This is a genomic window from Sphingobacterium sp. SYP-B4668, assembly GCF_027627455.1.
Lineage (GTDB): Bacteria > Bacteroidota > Bacteroidia > Sphingobacteriales > Sphingobacteriaceae > Sphingobacterium.
In genome coordinates this window covers 1,006,875-1,027,507 of sequence record NZ_CP115483.1, presented here as the reverse complement: position 1 = coordinate 1,027,507, position 20,633 = coordinate 1,006,875, and the positions used below count along the sequence as shown (strand labels likewise).

The window sequence follows — 20,633 nt, the reverse complement described above, 5'->3', positions numbered from 1 at the left end:
CTTAAGGTTCGGCATTATAACAAATGCTATTCACCTATCGAATACAATAAAAATTTCCATAAACAAGAAAAATGAATTATTTTGAGCCCCGAAGATGAACCGCAGCGGCATATCCACACTTTTTGAATCAAATGAGCAGTTACTCCTCAAGAACTATCGAGATACAGGAGACCTGTCTTATTTAGGCAAACTCTATCAAGACCATTCCGAAATGGTCTATTACGTATGTTTACGCTATTTTCAAGATAGTGAGCGGAGTCGAGATGCTGTAATGGACATTTTCGAAGAACTTGTTACAAAAGTTAACAAACAAGAAATCCAATCTTTTGCAAAATGGCTCTATGTACTATCCCGGAACCATTGCTTGATGATTTTGAGGGCCTCAAAACATCAACAACACATTTCTCTTGACGAATTTGTGGAATTTCCCTTCGATATGCATCAAGACACTAATGTGGAAAATAGAGAACAGAAACTAACAGTATTGGAACAATGTTTGGACAAACTTCCAGAGAAACAGAAAAAAAGTATCGACCTCTTTTTCTTAAATGAAAAATGTTATTACGAAGTATCAGATATAACTGGCTATAGCCTTAAAGAAGTTAAGAGCTATATCCAAAATGGGAAACGGAACTTGAAAAATTGTATGGAGGCGGCCCATGAACATGAGTAAGATAGATTTTGATTTAATTCGGCGCTATCACAAGGGCGAGCTTAGTGCTCGTGAAATGTATGAGCTGGAGTATAAAGCAGAGCATGATCCTATGCTAATGGATATTCTCATGGGTATGGAGCAGCAACGTGTGATAGGCCAAGAGGCACCGCTTGCGGATATACATAAGCGTATAGAGAGACGCGTCCATCCTCAAAAAACAGTATCTATTTTTAATTGGAAAACCTGGTCGATTGCAGCAACGGCAATACTATGTCTGGGTATTGGGGCTTATTTCACCTTTTCACCAAAAAGTAAAGAACAACTGGCCTCACAAGATAATTCTGCTGCTGAAACAACGCCCGAACTACCCGACTCCAAGTCTAACATGTCAGTGGAGAACTACATCAATCATATGGGCGGCGATTCAACTTCTCGATTGGCTGATGCGACGACAAATTACCCCAAAATTCAGGAAGAAATTAGTAAAAAATCAAGATCTAAGACAAATACGAATGTCGAAAAAACGAAAGCACTTCCCTCACCAATCACATTGGGAAGTCCGCGACAAGCCAGCTCTTTAGATTCTAATTTTGTCATCAGGAAGAGCCGAAGCAACAGGCTTGCTGCCAATACAGCTTTTAGAGAAGCAGACCAAATTTCGGAATTATCGCCCAATGGCTCTTCAATGAAGCTTATTACAGGCAAAGTAGTAGACAATAGTACAAGAGAGCCCCTATACGGTGCGACACTTAAAGTAAAGAACTCCAAAGATGCCGCGGTCACAGATTCCACTGGAGATTTCAAGTTATCGTCCAGTACCGCCAATCCATTGGTGGAAGTTCGGGCAATAGGCTACCAGACACAGCAAGTGCCCTCCAATATACTTGCAAACGGAAGAATCAAACTAAAACCCGAAGGCATTATCATCGGCAACAATTCTCCAACAACCAATAATCCATTACGGAAAGAAATCAAATTCGGCAAAGCACAACCCATAATGGGCTGGAGTGCCTACAACGATTATGTGGAAGAAGCAACCAAACAGTTTGTGTATAGAGCGACGGGTGCGGTAACCTTATCTTTTAAAATAGATGTGGAGGGCAGTCCTGTCAATATCAAAGTAAAAAGCAGCGACAACTCCACTTTAGATCAGCGTGCTGTCGAAATTATCAAAAATGGACCAAAATGGCGAGCAACCATGAACAATCCAAGCGAAATCATCTTATTCACGATAGATTTTCAGTCCAACTAGTCACGCTCATATTTTCCGAGTACAATACTCCCAATGTAAGGTCACCCCGACTGCGAGATGATCAGACAACGGCATACCGACCCTATCCTTGAAGGCATCAATCTCAACTTTATAACTTTGTGGTGTAAAATGGATCCTTTCACTATTGCGAAATATTATCTTATCTATTGTCTCGCAATTATCATGTACATGCAGCATTTCTAACGCTTTAAAAGAAGTTTCCACGCGTGGTATACGGCCCTTATTCTTAAGATACACCCAAGTATCAAGCACACCTGCTTTAACAACAAAATCACGAATATTGTCAAGTTCAAAACGATAATTGGCATTGAAATCACCCATTAATATCACAGCTTGTCCTTTTGAATGTACATCCATAAATTCGAGCAGTTGCCTCATATTCTTCCGTCTAGCAGCACTAGCCTCTTTTGAATCTTGTGCATTTGCATGCACATTATAGATATCGACCCATACTTCTTTCGCCAATTGAAGCTTAGCATAACTAAAGCCTTTCGGTGTGAAACAATCCGCTCCTGTACAATCGCTCCATTTGACTCTCCTCAACTCAGAAATCGGAAATCTAGAAAGCGTATTCAATCCATCTCCAAACGGAACCTTTCCCATAGATTTGGTACGAAATGGATGACTATTTCCACTTGAGTACAGCTCGTCATTATAATTAAAATCCTCTTGTACATTGACCACATCAAATTGATTTAATCTTTCACCTATCGTTCTAATACTTCTACCTCGCGGTGTCTTGGCACTGGAGAGGGGCTCTGGCAATCCGGCAATATTATACGTTAGTAAAGAAATCACACCTTCTTTTGCGTCCGTAGGTATCCAATTGACCGTTGATGGTAAGGTGGGTGTTCGTTTCATAGACGATGCCGGTCGTAGGGTATGCGTCAGGTTCCAAGCGACAAATGTTAAAGAAAGTGGGATCAAAATTAAGATCCATCTCCGCTTCGGTAACTTAGGATAGTGAAGGTACATAACTACTCATCATTGTTTTCATAAAATTAGACAGTCCATATAACCTATACCCTAATTTTAAATTAAGATTTTAACAACCAAATATTTAAAAAAGCGTCAACATGCTTATATTCTAGACGTTGCGTTTATATTTCGATTACATACTGTTAAAGAAAAATCAACATATTTATAATATTGAGTTAATGAAGAGGCTATATGATATATGTATCATTGGCAAATGCTAAATAACATCAAGGATGATAAAAGTTGCTTTTTTCGCAGAAATGATGATTGAAGACTTCGATGGAGCCTCCCGCACCATGTTTCAATTAATCAACAGGATTGACACCAGTAGATTTGAATTTTTCTTCATATACGGAACAGGGCCAGAACAACTTGACTCGTTCAAATCACTTAGAATACCAGCCTTTCACATCCCCTTTAATAGAAATTACACATTAGCCGTACCGGCAATAGCCCAAAAGAGTATTCGAAAACAATTGAAAGAATTTCAGCCGGATGTAATCCATATCGCTACCCCCTCGATGTTGGGAAATTATGCCCTCCAATATGCAAAAAAAAATGAGATTCCTACCATAAGCATTTACCATACCCATTTTATCAGCTATATCGATTACTACCTCAAGAAAACGCCCTTTCTTATCACCCCTACAAAGAAGCAATTCATTAAACAGACTGTTCGTTTTTACAACAAATGCTCGAAAGTGTATATCCCCTCAAAAACAATTCAAAAAGAGTTGACCAGTATCGGAATTAACCCAGAAAGGCTTACACTCTGGCAAAGAGGAATTGATACGCAGTTGTTTTCACCTCGAAAAAAGGACCTCAAATACATCCGCAAGATTACCCAAAATAAAAAACCCAACATCCTGTTCGTAAGCAGATTAGAGTGGGAGAAAAATCTCACAACACTGATTGCAATTTACCAACATTGCCGTGCATTGGCCTTGGACTGCAATTTCATCATCGTGGGCGACGGTACAGCTAAAGCTGCATGTATGCAGCAGATGTCTGATGCTCATTTTTTAGGCAAACGCTCTCATAAAGAGCTCGCCAAAATATATGCTTCAGCAACTCTATTTCTTTTCCCATCTATTACGGAGACTTATGGAAATGTGGTTATCGAGGCCATGGCCTCGGGACTGCCCTGTATCACGGCTGACCAAGGTGGTAGTTCGGATTTTATTCAAGATGAGATTAACGGGTTCAAATGCAAAGCCCAAGATACGTTCGAATACGTTTTCCGTATACAGCAGCTCATAGATGATCAGGGATTACGAAAAAAAATCAAAAAATCAGCTCTAAAATACAGTAAGCAATACAATTGGCAACATCTAGCAAACACCTATTTTGACGACCTTAGTGAGAGTGCGGGGGTGTTAACACCTAGCCAAAAAAAATACCAATCTGCATAGCCATGATGAAAGCTTTAAAATTAATCACTTTCATCACGGTTGCCATTTTTATTGCCGCTTTCATTTATCGGACAGATTTTGAAGCCATGCAACAATCAATGACAGATTTTGGGTTCTATTTTGTAGTCTTGATTCCACTCACTGCACTTGCCTACTTGATGGGCACTTGGGGGTGGAGATATTGTCTGCCCCCAAATTCCCGAAATATTTCGTTGCACAAGTTATTCATGGTCAGACAAGTCGGAGAGACCATCAGCTTGTTTAACCCTTCCAATATCATTGCTGGGGATTTATTCAAAATTAAAATCCTGAAATCTTCAGCCTTAAGTCAACAAGACATCTCGCAATCGGTATTTCTTTCCAGAGTGATTGCCATCATGTCCCAATTGTTACTCCTTATCACCGTTTTGATATGGTTCGGGATACATAACATGACTCAAAGTACCAACAAAACTTTGGCCTACATTTGCCTATTTACAACCCTCCTCCTCCTCCTCCTCGTATTCGGTTTTTTCATCGCTATAACCCGCTTCAGCAGTACTACTACATCAATTGTAAAGACGAATTTAATTACTAGGCTCCGATTACGCCTCTTCAACACCCTTCAACAGACCTCCCTGTTTTACAAAGAAAATAAACGTTCATTTTGGCATTCCTTTCTTTGCTTTACCCTACATTGGTTTATTGGTTCGCTTGAGTTTTACCTAATTATTCGTCTGTTAGGGATTCACATTACGGTATTCCAAGGGCTATTTATAGATATGGGCGCTGTTCTCATCAAAAGCTTAGGAGCCTTTGTCCCGGCACAAATAGGCATCGAAGAGTTTGGAAACAAAATCATGTTGACAGGGCTAGGCATCACGTCTGTATCGATCTGGCTCAATGCCAGCCTACTGCGTCGTGCACGACAATTGGTCTGGATTGCGATTTCAGGAATATACTACATCAAACTCAACAAAATCTATGGAAATCCTGTTCGTCAGTCATAAGTATCCACCAAGCACCGGAGGTATGCAAAAGCAAAGTTACGAACTCATCACCGGAATGAAGGCACATTGTAAAGTCCATTCCCTCGTATACGAAGGGCAAGAATCCATCTTAAAGTTCTTCCTGTTGTTGGAACGACGCATTTGCACCTTGTGTAGACAGTATCCCAACATCATAGCCATCCACTACAACGATGGATTAATGGCGGCATTCTGTCTCTTACACCACAAGTATAATCATCTTCGAAAGGTTGTAACACTACATGGGCTTGACGTCGTATTCCCAAACCACGTCTTTCAACGATATATACTTCCTAAGTTCAATAATTATGATTTATTGATTGCCGTTAGTGAAGCCACTGCTACCGCTGCATTAGAAAGAGGTATCGCCAAAGAGAAAATAACGGTCATTCCCAATGGTGTACATACTGTTCCCACACCATTGGTCTCCGATATACAAGTCCAGCAACTCTATCAAGATTTCGACATTCATCCTGAATGCAGCTATCTAATAGCACTGGGTCGTCCCGTAAAGCGAAAGGGATTTTCTTGGTTTATCAGACACGTCATCCCCCATTTAAACCCCTCCATTAAACTCCTTATCATTGGTCCGTTCCGACAAGAGAAACGGGCGCTTGACCACTTCCTCAATCGATTGCCTACAACGCTTAAGGAACAACTCATGTTATTCCTCGGTTATCCTTCCGATGAGGGAGACATCAGGGAATTACTGCAAAATGAACATGTGGCCCGTAGGGTTCGTCATTTAGGCAAACTGCCCCAAGAGCAATTGCAGATATTGCTAACCAATTCACTAGCCTTTATAATGCCTAATATTCCCGTAGAAGGTGATATGGAAGGTTTTGGCTTGGTCTGTTTAGAAGCCAATCAATGCGCCACAGTAGTCTTAGCCTCCGCTATTGATGGTATCCCAGATGCCATTCAACATCAGAAGAATGGCATCCTTCTACCGCCACAAGAACCCACAATTTGGAGTCAACAAATCCATGCGCTATATCACGACCAAATAAGCCGAAAATCACTTATCGAAAAATTTCAAAACTTCACCACAGACACCTACGGATGGGATAAAATGGTTCAAAACTATTTCAAAGCCTTTAAACAACTTTTCCATCACTAATTCCGCAACGCGTAGCCATCGGACAGACCCGTTATTGGACTGTATTCAATCGAATGGGCAATGAATAAGATACTCGTACTGGACGTCCATTTTGGACACCCGGCGTCCATTTACGCGCCTTCTCCAATAATTTAATCGCCGCTTCCCCCGTACCATACTCAAGGTCACGCGTGATTTTAATTGCAGTAAGCGCACCGTCTTTCTCAATGACAAAAGATACCATTACCACACCCTGTACCCCTTGCTCCAACGCACCCGATGGATACTGATAATTGTCCCCTACCCATTTCATAAATGCTTTCATCCCTCCTACTGGCTCAGGCATTACTTCCAAACTCCCCATACTATACACCTCATTATCATTCCCCATTTTGCTGCCTATCCTCTCACCAGTAAGCTCCCCATCCCGTTTTTTACTTCCAAATTCCCCTCTTGCTACAGTAGTCCCACCAGGAATTGATTTCAGTGTCATTCGTCCCGGCATTTTTTTATCATCCTTAAAATCGTCTTGAGAGGTCACATCCTCAATAGCCTTCTTCGCGTCAACTACAGTTGGTTGTGAAAGACGAATCAAATCTATGGCTGGCGCGTCCTGCGCGATTTGCTGCAGCTTATTTTCTACGGGAAGTGGATCCTCCTCTGCCTTATCCTCCGGAATCTTTTCAATCAATTCATCCATCGTCACCTCTGTAATTTGTTGAGGCTGCACGATATACTCCGTTTTTGGTAAACGATCATAGACGAATTTGCCAATGCTCAACGCCAATACTACCGTCGAAACAATGGCAAGACCATAATTTGTGGCCCTAGTCGACAATTGACGAAGCTCAAAAGCGCCATAGGTCTGATTTCTATTTTCGAAAATTACCTCTAGCCATTCTCGTCTGTAAATGTTTAATTTTGAACCGAACATAAGCTTTGAATTTAAATTGTGAAACCTTTTTCTTCTGTGATGTAAAACACAAAGCATTTCCATAAAATTAATTTAACATGCTATCGATCGCTATTATCAAGGTTCTTTCAATAAAAAAATACTAGTTTTAAAAAAATTAAAGACAGCGACTTTATTGTCATAACTTATCATGAACTGCAGCTGTTATTCAAAAACTAAGTGTATCATAAACGAATGAGGTATTTCGTAATTCTATTGATGTTGTTAGGCTTATTTTCCTGTCAACAACACGCCAAAAAAACAGAACATCAAGCATCTACAACAGATACTATTACCCATCGTGTAGCGGATACAACAGCTCTAATAACCTTTGGATTTATCAACGCAGCGGGTAGTCAACTACTCACACTGGAGCAAGATTCACTAGACTCTCCACAAGATTACACCTATCTCATCCACGCTGACGGTGGCGAACAGGACATAAGCTATCTGCACCTTCAACAAGCAAATGAGCAAGACAATGGCAGACAGACAGCAGAAAATTTCAAAAACAGCAGGGGTTATCTATATCAAATTGCCCTCCCTACAGTGCCAACTGAAGCTGTGGCAGTGACCTTGGTCAATCGCGCATTTTTAAACAACCATAAAACACTGTCTATCCAGCCACCCCATTCCAGTGACAATATCCCAGATTACATTCAACAACTTTCAGAAGAAAAAGACAGGAAAATCAAAAAACACAAAAACCTCGCTCAGCTGGCTAATCAAGGAACAATCACCTTGGTAGAATTTGAAGTGAAGGACAGCACAGCCCTTGCTGTATTAATCTATCGATCTCCAGAGAAAATCATCACGAAAGAGTTTCCTGCAAAATATGACGAAATTAGCACTTGGCGTGTGGATGATGGAGGGGAGTTCGATATGGATTACTTCCAAATCTTGAATGTCTTCTCCAATGGAGAGAATATCGAACTTGTAACTGCTGATTTTGGAGCAGAAGGTTACGTCTTGCAGTATCTAAAGGAGAAAGACGGCAAATTTGTATTGGACAAAGAAGCTTACGGTTACTCTGCCCCACTCTAAAGAGGAATGAAGTCCATTTATAGGTGCATCCGGGCTAGTGGGGACACATCTTGCCCTACAAAATCTTGACGCAGATATTTATGGTATCCAGCGATGGCAATCATCGCGGCATTATCCGTACAATACTCAAACTTGGGGATATAAACCTGCCAACCATATCGAGCACCCATATCGACCAATGATCGACGCAGGCCCGAATTAGCTGACACACCACCTGCAATAGCAATACTTTTCACACCCGTTTGCTTTGCAGCCTTCTTGACCTTATTCAGAAGAATGGATACAATTCGATCCTGCACCGAAGCACACACATCTTGGAGATGTTCTTGAAGAAAATTAGGATTTTCTCTTTCCTGTCTCTGCACTAAATAAAGGATGGCAGTTTTCAATCCTGAAAAACTAAAATTCAAGTCCTGAATCTGAGGCTCCGGCAGTGCAAAAGCCTGGGGATTACCCTCTTGAGCATATTTATCAACCAACGGCCCTCCAGGATAGGGAAGATTAAGGATCTTTGCCGTCTTATCGAAAGCTTCACCAGCAGCGTCATCCAACGTCTCACCCAACAATTCCATTTCAAAATAATCCTTCACCAATACAATTTGCGTATGACCTCCCGACACAGTCAGGCATAAGAAAGGAAAACTAGGTTTTGGATCTTCGATAAAATGAGCTAAAATATGTGCTTGCATATGATTTACATCTACCAATGGGATACCCCGAGCTAGGGCAAAAGATTTTGCAAATGAAGTTCCAACCAATAGTGCACCTAATAATCCAGGACCACGGGTAAAAGCTACTGCATCTATCTCATTTTTGTGTACTTTTGCGTCACGTATTGCTTGTTCTACAGTCGGAATGATGTTCTGTTGGTGTGCTCGAGATGCAAGTTCAGGAACCACTCCACCATATTTTGCATGAACAGCTTGACTAGCAATAATATTTGACCTAATTTCACCGTCTATACATATGGATGCAGATGTTTCGTCACAAGAGGATTCAATACCCAAGATAATGGCCATGTTAAATAGGAGTAACTTTTAAATAGATTACAAAGTTATCAAAAAAATAATAAAAATAACGCTGATTACGTTAACAAGCATTACCCTGCTGTTAGCGATTTTGGTGTTTTCCCTGCAGTACAAACCTATACAAACCTACTTCGCACAAAAAACAGCGGACTATTTATCCAAAGAACTTCACGCAGACATTTCAATTGAGTCGCTCTATTTCAAACCATTTTCATCACTGGTCCTCCAAAATTTAAAAATTGACGACAAGAACGGGAACAACATTTTCTTCTCTGAAAAGATGGAGGCCGATATCAACCTAAGCCAATGGAGAAAAAACAAGATTATTGTCAATAAACTATATTCAAAAGATACGAGAGTAGATTTCCAAATCTTCAAAGACAGCACTAATTTTACCTTTTTAATTGACTATTTTGCCCCGAATAAGAAGGTCCCCAAAAAAAACACCTCTTCTACACTTGCGCTAGTCTTGAATGAAATCGTCCTTGAAAACAATCGCATCAAAATTGTCAACAACACTAAAAAGCATACTCAGCAAGGAGTCGACTTTGGCAACTTAGAAATTAGCAAATTGTCAGGTAAAATCGACCACATTCAAATTGATAGCTCTCAATCCATATCGGCACATATCACAAAGCTCGCCTTTTCTGAAAAATCGGGATTACAACTAAAAGAACTGTCTACAGAAGCTTTTTACAGCAATAGACGAATGGAGTTTAACAAACTCAAACTCATCACCAATCGGTCACGAGTCACGGACTATTTAAAGTTTGAATATGACAGTCTTGCTGACTTCACCGCATTCATGGATAAAGTGAAGGTCAAGGCTGCTCTCAAAAACTCCTTCGTATCATCCCGAGACATCGAATATTTTGCAACGGACATGAAGTTCGTTAAGTTTGATGTATTGATCCCTTCCGCGCAACTATCTGGAACCGTCGCCAACGCATCTGCCCGAAATACAACTATGCGGTTAGGAAAGGATACCGAACTCGAAGGAGATTTTACAATCAGAGGGTTGCCACGCATAGCCGAGACCATCTTCGATATCAATGTAAAAACCCTGAAAAGCAACGCCCAAGATCTGGAAGACATTATCCCTAAATTGGGCAACATGAAGTCTTTCGCCCTTCCAAAAATCGTACACCAGCTGAAAAACATCCATTACAAGGGACTCTTTAAGGGATTTTATAACGATTTCAAGGCGACAGGCAGTTTGGAGACTGCTCTCGGTAATATCCAGACAGAGACTAGTATCAATTTGAAGAAAGAACTCACTTACAAGGGGCACGTTCGATCCAATCATTTTGCCATCCATGAAATTGCTAAGGTCAAAAATCTTGGCCACACTGGTCTCTCCCTTACATTTGATGGAAAGGGCACCAAACTTGAAAGTCTTGACCTACAAGTGAAAGGTCGATTTAACTCCGTAGAATTCAAGGGATACCAGTATGAGAAATTGGACATTGATGCGCAAATAAACGATCGCTTTCTGCATGTATCGGGATTGCTGGATGATAGAAATGCAAAGCTCGACTTCCATACCGATATGGACTGGAAAAGGAGCACGCCCTCCTATCTACTTGAAGCCGATATCGAAAACGCCGATTTGTATGCCCTAAATCTATTCAAAAAGGATACAATAACGATTCACAAAACCACACTTTCCACAAATATACAAGGAGACAACATCAATAATATTATCGGAAACCTCGCGGCTAAAAACATACATTTCACATCCTCTAAGGGCACTTTTGTTATTGATTTCCTAGATTTTAATGCAGAGGGAAATGAGGCCGAACGCCATCTTATCCTTAATTCGGATATACTAGAAGGCAATCTAAAGGGTCAAATCGACCTAACTACAATTGTGCCCTATTTCAAATCCCTGGCAATGCGATATGCCCCTGCCATCGGAATCGAAATACAACCTTATAACAAGCAAGAGTTCGACCTCTTCCTGAATATCAAATCCTTTGCTCCAATAGCGTCCTTTTTAGACCCTAATCTGACCTTGGAAGATGGCGCGACGCTTAATGCCAACTTCTCGTCTGAAAAATATACAGCTCAATTTCAAGCCTACAGTCCTACCATTAAATACAGTGGCATCAAAGTCACCAATCTAATTATCGAAGAGAATGCCAATCAAGAGTCCCTTGCCCTTATGGTCACAGCGGACAAGCTAAATCTCTCGGACAGTTTATATATTGATAACATCAACCTTACCAATATTCTTTCCAATGATAGTTTACACTTTAACATCAAACTATCCGAGCAAGCCCGTCCCAATTTCATGGATTTAAATGGAAACATATTATTTGCGCATAACAAACCTGCGTACATCCATTTCTTCCCCTCTACGCTCCAAATTAACCACGAAGAATGGAATATCAATCAGGACGCGCTTGCCCGCATTTCAAAAGGCAAGCTTTATTTCGACAATCTAAAATTAAGTCAGGGGGAACAGGAAGTTATTGTTGATGGCGTCATGTCAGACCAGGACGACCGGATTAAGTTTGCATTCAACAATTTTGGTCTTTCTTCGTTGGATGGCTTTACAAAACCACTGGGTATTCGAATGCAAGGCAAAGTAAATGGTAATGTCCAACTTAATTCATTATTCAAGAAGCCCTATCTTAATGCCGATCTACAAACTACTCCAATCATATATAACGGGTTACCGATTGGTCAACTCGCCTTACAGGCGGCCTACGACCCTGATGAAAGACTCGTCAATATGGATCTAAAATTAGCCGATGGTGATCGCAAGGGCCTCACCCTCGCTGGTACATATAACATTAGTGATGACAGAAAAAATGAAATCGACTTAGTCGGCAAGCTCGTCAATACAGACCTAATCATCCTACAACCTTTTTTAAGAAATCTCGTGTCTGACCTTAGAGGTACCGTATCGGGAGATGTCACGATCCTAGGATCGGCCACAAGACCAGAAATCAACGCCGTCACCCGATTTAAAGAAGCCTCTTTTACCGTCAACTATCTACAAACACCCTATCGCATCGCAGATGACATCCTCCAACTGTCTAAGAATAATATTATCCTTAATAATTTCAAAATATTTGACCCCAATAATCATGTTGCAACAGCTAATGGTTATGTAAATCTCAATAGGCTTTCAGACCCTCATATCGACATTGATATCGATGCTCGAAATTTCCTGGCACTCAATACAACCTATAAAGACAATAATCTATATTTCGGAAAGGCTTATGCCACTGGTGAATTCAAGTTTAAAGGTCCTACATCAGCTATGAATATCGACATTCGTGCTAAATCCAATGAAAACACCACCTTCACTATACCATTCAACAGTGCCATGACGGTGACAGAAAGTGATTTTATCTACTTTATCAGCCCCGACTCAGCTGAAAACAAGAAAAAGGATAATCGTAAGACGTTTCAAGGACTCAGTATGAATATGGATCTGAATATCACGCCAGATGCAGAGGTAAACCTACAAACGGATTTAGGCTCACTTAAAGGTAGAGGTACTGGAGCATTAAACCTAAAGATCTCTAGTCTAGGCGATTTCGAAATGTTCGGAGACTACGTCACAAGTTCTGGCAAATTCAATTTCACAGCACAGGATTTCATAAATAAAATATTTGACATAAAAGAAGGTGGCACAATTCGTTGGGCAGGAAATCCTAGTGACGCAGTTATCAACCTAAGTGCCATGTATGAACAACGCACATCGGTGGCTCCTCTCTACAATGCTGCAGGAAGATCGGGGAATGACCAACGGGTATTGGCACAGGCAGATATGGTCCTCAAAGGCAATCTGACAAAACCTGACATTAGCTTCGCCCTGAACTTTCCACAGGACCCATATATCAAAGACGAACTTCAAAGTTACCTAAGTGATGCCAACAATGTGAACCAACAGGCCATGAGCCTTATCATGCGTCGAAGTTTCTCTCCTGGGTCATCAAGCGAGTTTGGAAAAGAAGTTAATAGTACCTTACTCTCGGCAGGAACTGAACTGGCCTTTAATCAACTCAACACAATCATATCACAGTCCTTGAATATCAATTTCTTTGATTTGAACATCCGCTCTTTAAATGATGCATCAGCCTCGCTCCGCTTTTTTGACGATCGCTTGATTATTACGGGAGGAGTGACCGATCGCCGAAATCTACAACTCAATGACTTGAATGTCTTTTCGGACGAAGTTGCCACCGATGCCGAGTTATCTTATCGCCTCCGAAAAGATGGTAGTCTTATCTTAAGAGGTTCTAACCGGTTGAACACTCGCAATTTCCTCCTACTGGGCATGGACAATGACTATGTCAGCGCGGTGGGTCTAGTGTACAGGCAAGAATTCAATAGCTTCTCCGAGTTTTTTAAAAGGATGCTATTCTGGCGCAGGTTGGAAGACGAAATAAACCCGCAAAAGAAACAAATTGCCCCAAAATCCAAATAGCAGCATTCATCCCAGCATTACTCCTATTAACATGAAGGTCAACACCAGTTGAGTTTGGGAACTGTGCTGCTTCAAAAGGGAGACAACTTTATACCAATTTTAGTAGTAAGGAGGATTTACATCCTATATTATAGGGCTTTGGTAAGGATTAAATTCGGGTATATCCGAGTGAAGTCCGGACTAAGTCCGTATTAAGTTCGAATAATATCCCTATTAATATACAAATTGGTATAATTATAATATGAACTTGCTCCCTTTCTAGTGTGAGGCGCAGTGCAGCAAATTGGAACTAATTTCTTAAAATAATTATGAATCAAGATGGCTTCACACAGCCCTTAGGAGAGATTATGTTCAACAAAAAAAGGCCTCTTTAAAGAGGCCTTTCATTATCTATAAATACAGCTTATGCTAATTTTTCGAATTTATCGTAATCTATTTTTTTAGATTTCAGTTTTACCAATCCTTTTAGGTAGTCGAACACTTTAAGTGCTTTGGCTTCTTCAAAAAGACGATTCGCTTGCTCTCTATCTTGCAACAATTGTACTGCATACTGAGCCAATTGCTCATCAGCAGGTTCTTCGTTGATGTTATACATTTTGATCTGTGCGTAAATACGCTCCTTAGCAAGATTAATCACCTCATCATATTTTACCTCTAAATTATTAGCTGTAACAATACGGTTCTCAATGATTGTCCATTTCAAATTATTGATAAAGTCAGCAAAGCCTTCTTCCAATTCCTCATCAGAGATGTTTGGATTAGTTGCTTTCAACCATCTTTTCAAGAACGCTTCAGGGAATTTTACGTCTACTTTTTCCATTCCGAAAGTGTAGATATCGTTACGAAGTTTTTGAGCTGAATTTTGTTTGAATAAATTCTCTACTTCTTCCGTTACCTTTTCTTTGAATAATTCTTCAGTGGTAACCTCACCTGCAGGGAATAATTTATCAAAGAACTCTTGATTAAGATCGGATTCCTCTAGACGATTGATGTTCTTCACTGTCAATTCGAATTTTGAAGGAGAGATAGCTTCAACTTCAGCTTCCGTAATCCCAAGGATACGCGCTAAATCATCTACCTTAAAAGCCTTCTTAACGTCTATTTTTACAGTATCGTCTTGCTTTAAGCCCACTAAAGATTTTTTAATCTTCGCATCTTCTACAAGATCTGTGCGGATTGAAGTTGTCTTTTCGATTCCCTCTTCTCCATCTTGTTTTAACGTAGCGTACAAGACGTCACCATCTTCTGATACTTCCGGATTGGTCATTTTACCATAGCTACGACGAAGATTTTTGATACGGGACTCTAATGTCTCTGCATCTGCTTTAATATCGTATTCCGTAAATTCAGTATCTTTTGTAAACGGGGTTTCGAATTCAGGAGCTAAACCAATCTCGTAGGTGAAGCTAAATGTATCTTTGTAGTCCCAATTATACTTATCTTCATCTTCTGTAGGAAGCGGTTGACCTAATACTTCTAATTTTTGTTCTGAAATGTACTCAGCAATTTTGTCGTTGACAAGTTTATTAACTTCTTCCAATAAAATGGCCTTCCCATAAGTTCTTCGGATATGACCAGTAGGAACCATCCCTGGACGGAATCCTGGTAACTTCGCTTTTTTAGCTTGCTCTTTTATTGCTTTATCAACCTGAGGGTTGTAGTCTTCTGGTGCTAGGTCAACGATGATACTTGCGTTGATGTCATCAATCTTGTTGTGAGAAACTTTCATACTTTATTCTAAGCGTTTAATCGCATTATTTTTTAAAAAAAAATCCTCCCGATGATAAAATTTCGGGAGGACATCAAGTGCGGAAGAAGGGACTCGAACCCCCACGCCTTGCGGCGCCAGATCCTAAGTCTGGTGCGGCTACCAATTACGCCACTTCCGCAGTTATTAGGACTTTTATTGTGGCACAAAGATAGAAACCAAAACGATATCTTGCAAGTATTTCCCAGGTATTTTTTTATTTTTTTTTAAACGCAAAATAAAAGTGAAAAAAAACTTTGCATAATCCACTATAATTCATTTACTTTGAAAATCAAAGTACTTTTATGACAGACGACGATTTAATTAAAGATATTTCCCAAATCAGGAAATTGATGGAAAAATCCACAAAGTTTATCTCCATCAGTGGTCTTTCCAGTGTTCTAATTGGGATATATGCCCTACTTGGTGCCGCCTATGCGTACTATGAGGTCTATGGATTCGATAGCCAAGCGGGTTACCGCGACCATTACGTCAATGAACCATTGGTGATTACTAAGTTGATGGTTGCTGCATTAATAGTACTAGTAGCTTCAATCGCGACCGGTATCCTTATGGCAAAGCGTAAAGCTAAGAGACTGCAACAGCCTATTTGGAATAAAACAAGCAAAGACCTCTTATTTGCCATAATTATCCCTTTAGTAACAGGTGGAATATTCTCGCTTCTCTTGATACAAAGAGGAATGTTCGTTGCTGTGTCCTCTTCTCTACTCATCTTTTATGGTCTAGCTTTGGTTGCTGCTGGCAACTTTACTTTTAAAGAGGTCAAAGGACTCGGTGTTTGCGAAATTTTAATGGGACTATTGGCGTTGGCTTTTCCCGGGTATGGTATTGTCTTTTGGACATTGGGATTCGGGGTACTGCACATTATTTATGGAATAATCGTACACAATAAATATGACAAGTGAAGATTAATTTAGATCAATACGACAAGATATTTGAGAATAAAGTTCGCCTACAGATCATGAGTGTGCTGGTCGCGAACGATGAATACGATTTCATCTCGTTGAAGACGCTTTTGGATATCACAGATGGAAATCTGGCCTCCAACTTAAAGTCGCTCGAAAAGGAGGGTTACATCGAAATTTTAAAAACATTCATCGATAGAAAACCGAATACGCGCTATCGAAAAACAGAGAAAGGAAAAGTTGCCTTCTTGAATCACCTCACAGCGTTAGAAAATTTAATTAAAAAACGGTACACATAATTTTTTTTACCCAACAACTTTGAAATTCAAAGTACTTTTAAAATACATAAAATGAAAACTAAAGAAAAAACACTTTTTGAAAAACTAGCACAATCAGTCGTCGTGAAGCTAATGCTCATCTTATTCCTCATCCTATTTATGCTGATTCCGATGCATTGGGTCAGTGAGCTTATTGATGAAAGAAAGTACAGAGAGCAGGAAGTCCATAGCGAGATTGCGTTAAAATGGGGGAAGCAGCAGGTTGTTGGCACACCCGTACTAGCTATTCCTTACAGCAAAATCGTGGATGAAGTGACTGTCCAAGCCAACACCAAAATTAGTACAAAAGTCAAGACCACTGAGTGGGTCTTTGTACTTCCCAACCAAATCAAAATAGACAGCAAGGTGACACCAGAGTCGTTAAAGAGAGGAATATATGATGTCGTGGTATACAATACCAAATTAAAGATGTCAGGTGATTTCGACCAAGTAGATTTGGCCAAATTAGGTGTAAATGTAGCGGACATCATGTGGGATCAATCGAAAATTATTTTTGGTGTAGAAGATTTTAAGGGCCTAAAGTCCGCACCCAACCTGTCGTGGGGAGACCAAAGCCTACATCTAGAGACAGATTTCAACAATCTAAAACTATTTCCTCAGACATTGACTGCACCCGTAAATATTAAAAGCTTAATCGATACAAAACAGAAATTCGAAATACAATTTAACTTAAAAGGATCTAAATCTTTAAACTTCCTACCTTTGGCGGCGCAAACACAGATTTCGGTAACCGGAGACTGGTCAAACCCTAGTTTCGATGGTGCCTTCCTACCTGAAAACAGGAATGTATCTACCAATAGCTTCTCCGCACAATGGAGCATCCCGAGTTTCAGTCGTAAACTGCCACAAGCATGGACTGGGAATGCCGCAAGCCTCTATCTATTCGATACCAATGCCTCATCTGACTTTACCAATACGACAGCGTACCCCGAACCGGCATCTACGTCATCGGATCGCAATCAAATCTTAACCAATGATGATATGGTGTCAATCAACTTCTTACCCGAGGTCAATAACTATCAAAAGACCACTAGGGTCGCGAAATACGGATTGTTAGTGATACTGCTTACATTCACAGCTTTACTCTTCACCGAAATCATCAAAAAGCAACGAATCCATATCATACAATACATTTTGATTGGCGCGGCTATGGTTCTTTTCTATTCTTTATTACTAGCTTTCAGCGAGCAAATCGGATTTAATTGGGCGTATATCATAGCTGGTGCGGCTACCGTCTCTTTGATTGCCACATTTATAAAAGGCATTGTCAAACAAACCAAAACCGCGTTGGTATTTGCGGCCATCCTTTCTACATTCTATGCCTTTATATTTGTACTTATGCAACTCCGTGATCTTTCACTAATTGTTGGCACAATTGGCATATTCATCATCCTAGCGGTATTAATGCGCTTCTCTACGAAAATCAATTGGTATCAATTTGACAATAAATAACAACTTGGGGCTTCTTCAAAGAAGCCCCATTAAGATACTTCCTGCATGTATTTCATCCGACTATATATCACATCCATATGGATACTATTCTTGCATAAATAAGGAGATTTGTTCCTGTTTTTAAAGGCTTTTAGTAACTTGCAGGATTACGCATATTCAACATTTATGAAGAAAGAAATATTAGCCATCGCTATGGTTTCGATTTCAGCGTTCGCGGTAGCTCAACGGGCTCCCGAGAAAATGATAAACAAATCTTTAATCGATCATCGCATGGCGAATCAATCCAACTCGGCGCCACTTTCCCCCGAGATGCTGTGGAAACTAGGACGCGTGTCTGCAGAGGGGCTCACAACTGACGGCAAATCTTTAATCTACGCAGTTTCGCAATACGATTTGGAAAGCAACGCTTCCGAAAAAAATCTCTTTACCGTCCCTGTCGCTGGGGGCCTTCCTACCCCATTCTCTACAGCAAAAGGTGGTGAGTCAGTAGTACACATTGCCAACAACGGAGATATCATCTATTTACTGAAAGGACAACTATGGAAAAGAAACATTAACGGTAACTCAGCTGTACAATTGACAAAAGGAAACACTGACCTGGAAAATGTAAAATTGTCGCCCGACGGTAGGTTTATCCTTTTCAGTCAACCAGTTTTAATCAAAAAATACCACAGTCCTGACCGTCATCCTGACCTACCAAAATCCGACGTCTATATTTATGACAACTTGGACTACCGCCATTGGGATACTTTCAATAATGGGAAGTTCAACCATCCATTTGTAGCCTCTTATTCAGATGGCGTTATTGGACAACCTATTGATTTACTACAGGATGAACCATTCTATAGCCCGCAAATGCCATTTGGAGGAGCCGAGGACTTTGCCTGGTCCCCCGACAGCAAATCGGTCCTATACGTTGCTAAGAAGAAATTTGGGACAGACTATGCCATAAGTACCAATACCGATATTTATAGATACGACCTAACCAGCAAACAGACGGTCAATCTGACGGAGGGCATGAATGGCTACGACACCTCACCGACCTACAGTCCGAATGGCTCGAAACTAACTTGGCTAAGCATGAAGACAGATGGCTATGAGGCAGATAAAAACGACATTATCTTATTTGATAAAGCGAGTGCTATTCGCTTGAATCTCACTGCGCATTGGGATGGCACGGTCAACTCTTTTATTTGGAGCACGGACAATCGTCGAATCTACTTTACAGCTCCAACGAAAGGAACTGTGCAGCTTTTCGAGTTGACTATCCCTACAAACTTGAAAAACAAATCGCTTCCCACTATCACACAACTAAGCGCAGGTCAATTTGACATCACAGGGATTGTAGGAATGATCGACAATGCATTGGTCGTCACCTCTACTAAATTGACACACGCACCCGAGGTGTACCGCTTCGACCTCAGCAAAAAAACGTTAAGTCCCATCACCAAAGTAAATAATGATTTGTATAGTGGTATTTATGAAAATGAGGTGATATCCAGAGTCAGCAAAACCTCTGACGGAGCCGACCTCTTTTCTTGGGTAATCTATCCTCCAAATTTTGATGCGACAAAAAAGTACCCAACTATCTTGTATTGTGAAGGTGGGCCTCAGTCAGCATTGACTCAATTCTATTCGTTTCGCTGGAACTTACAATTAATTGCTTCACAAGGGTACATCGTCATCGCTCCCAATCGTCGGGGAATGCCTGGGTGGGGAGTTAAATGGAATGAAGATATCTCAAAGGATTGGGGTGGTCAGCCTATCCGGGATTACCTAGCAGCTATCGACGACATATCAAAAGAGCACTATGTGGATACAAGTAGAAGGGCAGCAATCGGGGCAAGCTATGGAGGCTACTCAGTCTACATGCTAGCGGGTGTACATGAGAATAGATTTAAATCCTTTATCGCTCACAATGGACTATTTGATATGCGTAGTTGGTACGGTACAACGGAAGAACTATTTTTTGCCAACCACGACCTGGGAGGTCCGTTTTGGGACAAGAATAATGCGAAAACCTATCATGAATTCAACCCAATTGAATATGCTGACAAATGGCATACTCCAATCCTTATCTTTCAAGGAGGAAAAGATTATCGTGTACCAATTGGACAGGGATTGGCAGCTTTTCAACTAGCTCAACTCAAAAAAATCAAAAGCAGACTGGTCTATCTGCCTGACGAAAATCATTGGGTTCTCTCCGGTCACAACGCTCAAGTATGGCAGAGGGAATTCTTTGGCTGGCTGAAGGAAACCTTATAACAATAGAAAGGGG

The 20,633-nt window shown here is 40.6% G+C and carries 15 protein-coding genes and 1 tRNA gene; 11 read left to right on the top strand and 5 right to left on the bottom strand.

The genetic code is table 11. The features are described from left to right. Positions 1-94: 94 nt before the first annotated feature. Positions 95-673 (top strand): RNA polymerase sigma factor, encoded by a 579-nt coding sequence (locus OQ289_RS04400; protein WP_270089575.1) that lies wholly within the window; start codon positions 95-97, stop codon positions 671-673. Then, complete coding sequence (locus OQ289_RS04395) at positions 666-1,907, top strand: carboxypeptidase-like regulatory domain-containing protein (RefSeq protein WP_270089574.1); 1,242 nt, start codon at positions 666-668, stop codon at positions 1,905-1,907. The genes OQ289_RS04400 and OQ289_RS04395 overlap by 8 nt, the downstream gene beginning before the upstream one ends. A gap of 6 nt (positions 1,908-1,913) precedes the next feature. On the opposite strand, the gene OQ289_RS04390 is transcribed toward OQ289_RS04395, so the two are convergent. After that, positions 1,914-2,789: an endonuclease/exonuclease/phosphatase family protein gene (locus OQ289_RS04390; RefSeq protein WP_270089573.1), complete on the bottom strand. Its 876-nt coding sequence runs from the start codon at positions 2,787-2,789 to the stop codon at positions 1,914-1,916. A gap of 350 nt (positions 2,790-3,139) precedes the next feature. On the opposite strand from OQ289_RS04390, the gene OQ289_RS04385 reads away from it, so the two are divergent. The 3 genes from OQ289_RS04385 to OQ289_RS04375 are packed head-to-tail and all read left to right on the top strand — an operon-like array spanning position 3,140 to position 6,445. Then, positions 3,140-4,318, top strand: a complete 1,179-nt coding sequence (locus tag OQ289_RS04385; RefSeq protein ID WP_270089572.1) for a glycosyltransferase family 4 protein — start codon at positions 3,140-3,142, stop codon at positions 4,316-4,318. A 2-nt stretch (positions 4,319-4,320) separates the two neighbouring features. Beyond that, positions 4,321-5,307 carry a lysylphosphatidylglycerol synthase transmembrane domain-containing protein gene (locus OQ289_RS04380; protein WP_270089571.1) on the top strand — a complete coding sequence of 329 codons (987 nt, stop codon included), beginning with the start codon at positions 4,321-4,323 and terminating at the stop codon, positions 5,305-5,307. Beyond that, positions 5,282-6,445 carry a glycosyltransferase family 4 protein gene (locus OQ289_RS04375; protein ID WP_270089570.1) on the top strand — a complete coding sequence of 388 codons (1,164 nt, stop codon included), beginning with the start codon at positions 5,282-5,284 and terminating at the stop codon, positions 6,443-6,445. The genes OQ289_RS04380 and OQ289_RS04375 overlap by 26 nt, the downstream gene beginning before the upstream one ends. A gap of 31 nt (positions 6,446-6,476) precedes the next feature. Here the strand turns inward: OQ289_RS04375 and OQ289_RS04370 are convergent, their stop codons facing one another. Continuing rightward, a complete protein-coding gene (locus tag OQ289_RS04370; protein ID WP_270089569.1) occupies positions 6,477-7,358 on the bottom strand; it encodes an energy transducer TonB in 882 nt (293 codons plus the stop codon). Between the two features lie 213 nt (positions 7,359-7,571). Between OQ289_RS04370 and OQ289_RS04365 the strand changes: the two genes are divergently transcribed. Then, a complete protein-coding gene (locus OQ289_RS04365; RefSeq protein WP_270089568.1) occupies positions 7,572-8,420 on the top strand; it encodes a hypothetical protein in 849 nt (282 codons plus the stop codon). Between the two features lie 17 nt (positions 8,421-8,437). Here OQ289_RS04365 and tsaD read toward each other — a convergent pair whose 3' ends face one another. Continuing rightward, positions 8,438-9,439 carry a tRNA (adenosine(37)-N6)-threonylcarbamoyltransferase complex transferase subunit TsaD gene (gene tsaD, locus OQ289_RS04360; RefSeq protein ID WP_270089567.1) on the bottom strand — a complete coding sequence of 334 codons (1,002 nt, stop codon included), beginning with the start codon at positions 9,437-9,439 and terminating at the stop codon, positions 8,438-8,440. Between the two features lie 103 nt (positions 9,440-9,542). On the opposite strand from tsaD, the gene OQ289_RS04355 reads away from it, so the two are divergent. Further along, positions 9,543-13,892, top strand: coding sequence for a translocation/assembly module TamB domain-containing protein (locus OQ289_RS04355; protein WP_270090855.1), 4,350 nt, complete (start codon positions 9,543-9,545; stop codon positions 13,890-13,892). Positions 13,893-14,295: 403 nt separating this feature from the next. Here OQ289_RS04355 and tig read toward each other — a convergent pair whose 3' ends face one another. Both tig and OQ289_RS04345 read right to left on the bottom strand, forming a co-directional pair. Then, on the bottom strand, positions 14,296-15,621 hold the full coding sequence (tig, locus tag OQ289_RS04350; RefSeq protein ID WP_270089566.1) for a trigger factor: 1,326 nt from the start codon (positions 15,619-15,621) through the stop codon (positions 14,296-14,298). Positions 15,622-15,699: 78 nt separating this feature from the next. Further along, positions 15,700-15,781 (bottom strand) — tRNA-Leu (locus OQ289_RS04345). 163 nt (positions 15,782-15,944) lie between these two features. On the opposite strand from OQ289_RS04345, the gene OQ289_RS04340 reads away from it, so the two are divergent. From OQ289_RS04340 to OQ289_RS04325, 4 genes are all read left to right on the top strand, one after another. Beyond that, a complete protein-coding gene (locus OQ289_RS04340; protein ID WP_270089565.1) occupies positions 15,945-16,565 on the top strand; it encodes a hypothetical protein in 621 nt (206 codons plus the stop codon). Continuing rightward, positions 16,562-16,864: a winged helix-turn-helix domain-containing protein gene (locus tag OQ289_RS04335; protein WP_033564823.1), complete on the top strand. Its 303-nt coding sequence runs from the start codon at positions 16,562-16,564 to the stop codon at positions 16,862-16,864. The genes OQ289_RS04340 and OQ289_RS04335 overlap by 4 nt, the downstream gene beginning before the upstream one ends. A gap of 51 nt (positions 16,865-16,915) precedes the next feature. After that, entirely contained in the window at positions 16,916-18,355 is a 1,440-nt protein-coding gene (gene creD, locus OQ289_RS04330; RefSeq protein ID WP_270089564.1) for a cell envelope integrity protein CreD, read from the top strand. A gap of 165 nt (positions 18,356-18,520) precedes the next feature. After that, positions 18,521-20,620 carry a S9 family peptidase gene (locus OQ289_RS04325; protein WP_270089563.1) on the top strand — a complete coding sequence of 700 codons (2,100 nt, stop codon included), beginning with the start codon at positions 18,521-18,523 and terminating at the stop codon, positions 20,618-20,620. Positions 20,621-20,633: the final 13 nt, after the last annotated feature.

What these genes read in the sequence shown, in the direction of transcription:
- OQ289_RS04400 (WP_270089575.1), top strand. Translation starts at nt 95, where the DNA reads ATGAACCGCAGCGGCATATCCACACTTTTTGAATCAAATGAGCAGTTA.
- OQ289_RS04325 (WP_270089563.1), top strand. Translation starts at nt 18,521, where the DNA reads ATGAAGAAAGAAATATTAGCCATCGCTATGGTTTCGATTTCAGCGTTC.
- OQ289_RS04375 (WP_270089570.1), top strand. Translation starts at nt 5,282, where the DNA reads ATGGAAATCCTGTTCGTCAGTCATAAGTATCCACCAAGCACCGGAGGT.
- OQ289_RS04365 (WP_270089568.1), top strand. Translation starts at nt 7,572, where the DNA reads ATGAGGTATTTCGTAATTCTATTGATGTTGTTAGGCTTATTTTCCTGT.
- tsaD (WP_270089567.1), bottom strand. Translation starts at nt 9,439, where the DNA reads ATGGCCATTATCTTGGGTATTGAATCCTCTTGTGACGAAACATCTGCA.
- OQ289_RS04395 (WP_270089574.1), top strand. Translation starts at nt 666, where the DNA reads ATGAGTAAGATAGATTTTGATTTAATTCGGCGCTATCACAAGGGCGAG.
- tig (WP_270089566.1), bottom strand. Translation starts at nt 15,621, where the DNA reads ATGAAAGTTTCTCACAACAAGATTGATGACATCAACGCAAGTATCATC.
- OQ289_RS04385 (WP_270089572.1), top strand. Translation starts at nt 3,140, where the DNA reads ATGATAAAAGTTGCTTTTTTCGCAGAAATGATGATTGAAGACTTCGAT.
- OQ289_RS04380 (WP_270089571.1), top strand. Translation starts at nt 4,321, where the DNA reads ATGATGAAAGCTTTAAAATTAATCACTTTCATCACGGTTGCCATTTTT.
- OQ289_RS04340 (WP_270089565.1), top strand. Translation starts at nt 15,945, where the DNA reads ATGACAGACGACGATTTAATTAAAGATATTTCCCAAATCAGGAAATTG.
- OQ289_RS04390 (WP_270089573.1), bottom strand. Translation starts at nt 2,789, where the DNA reads ATGAAACGAACACCCACCTTACCATCAACGGTCAATTGGATACCTACG.
- OQ289_RS04370 (WP_270089569.1), bottom strand. Translation starts at nt 7,358, where the DNA reads ATGTTCGGTTCAAAATTAAACATTTACAGACGAGAATGGCTAGAGGTA.
- creD (WP_270089564.1), top strand. Translation starts at nt 16,916, where the DNA reads ATGAAAACTAAAGAAAAAACACTTTTTGAAAAACTAGCACAATCAGTC.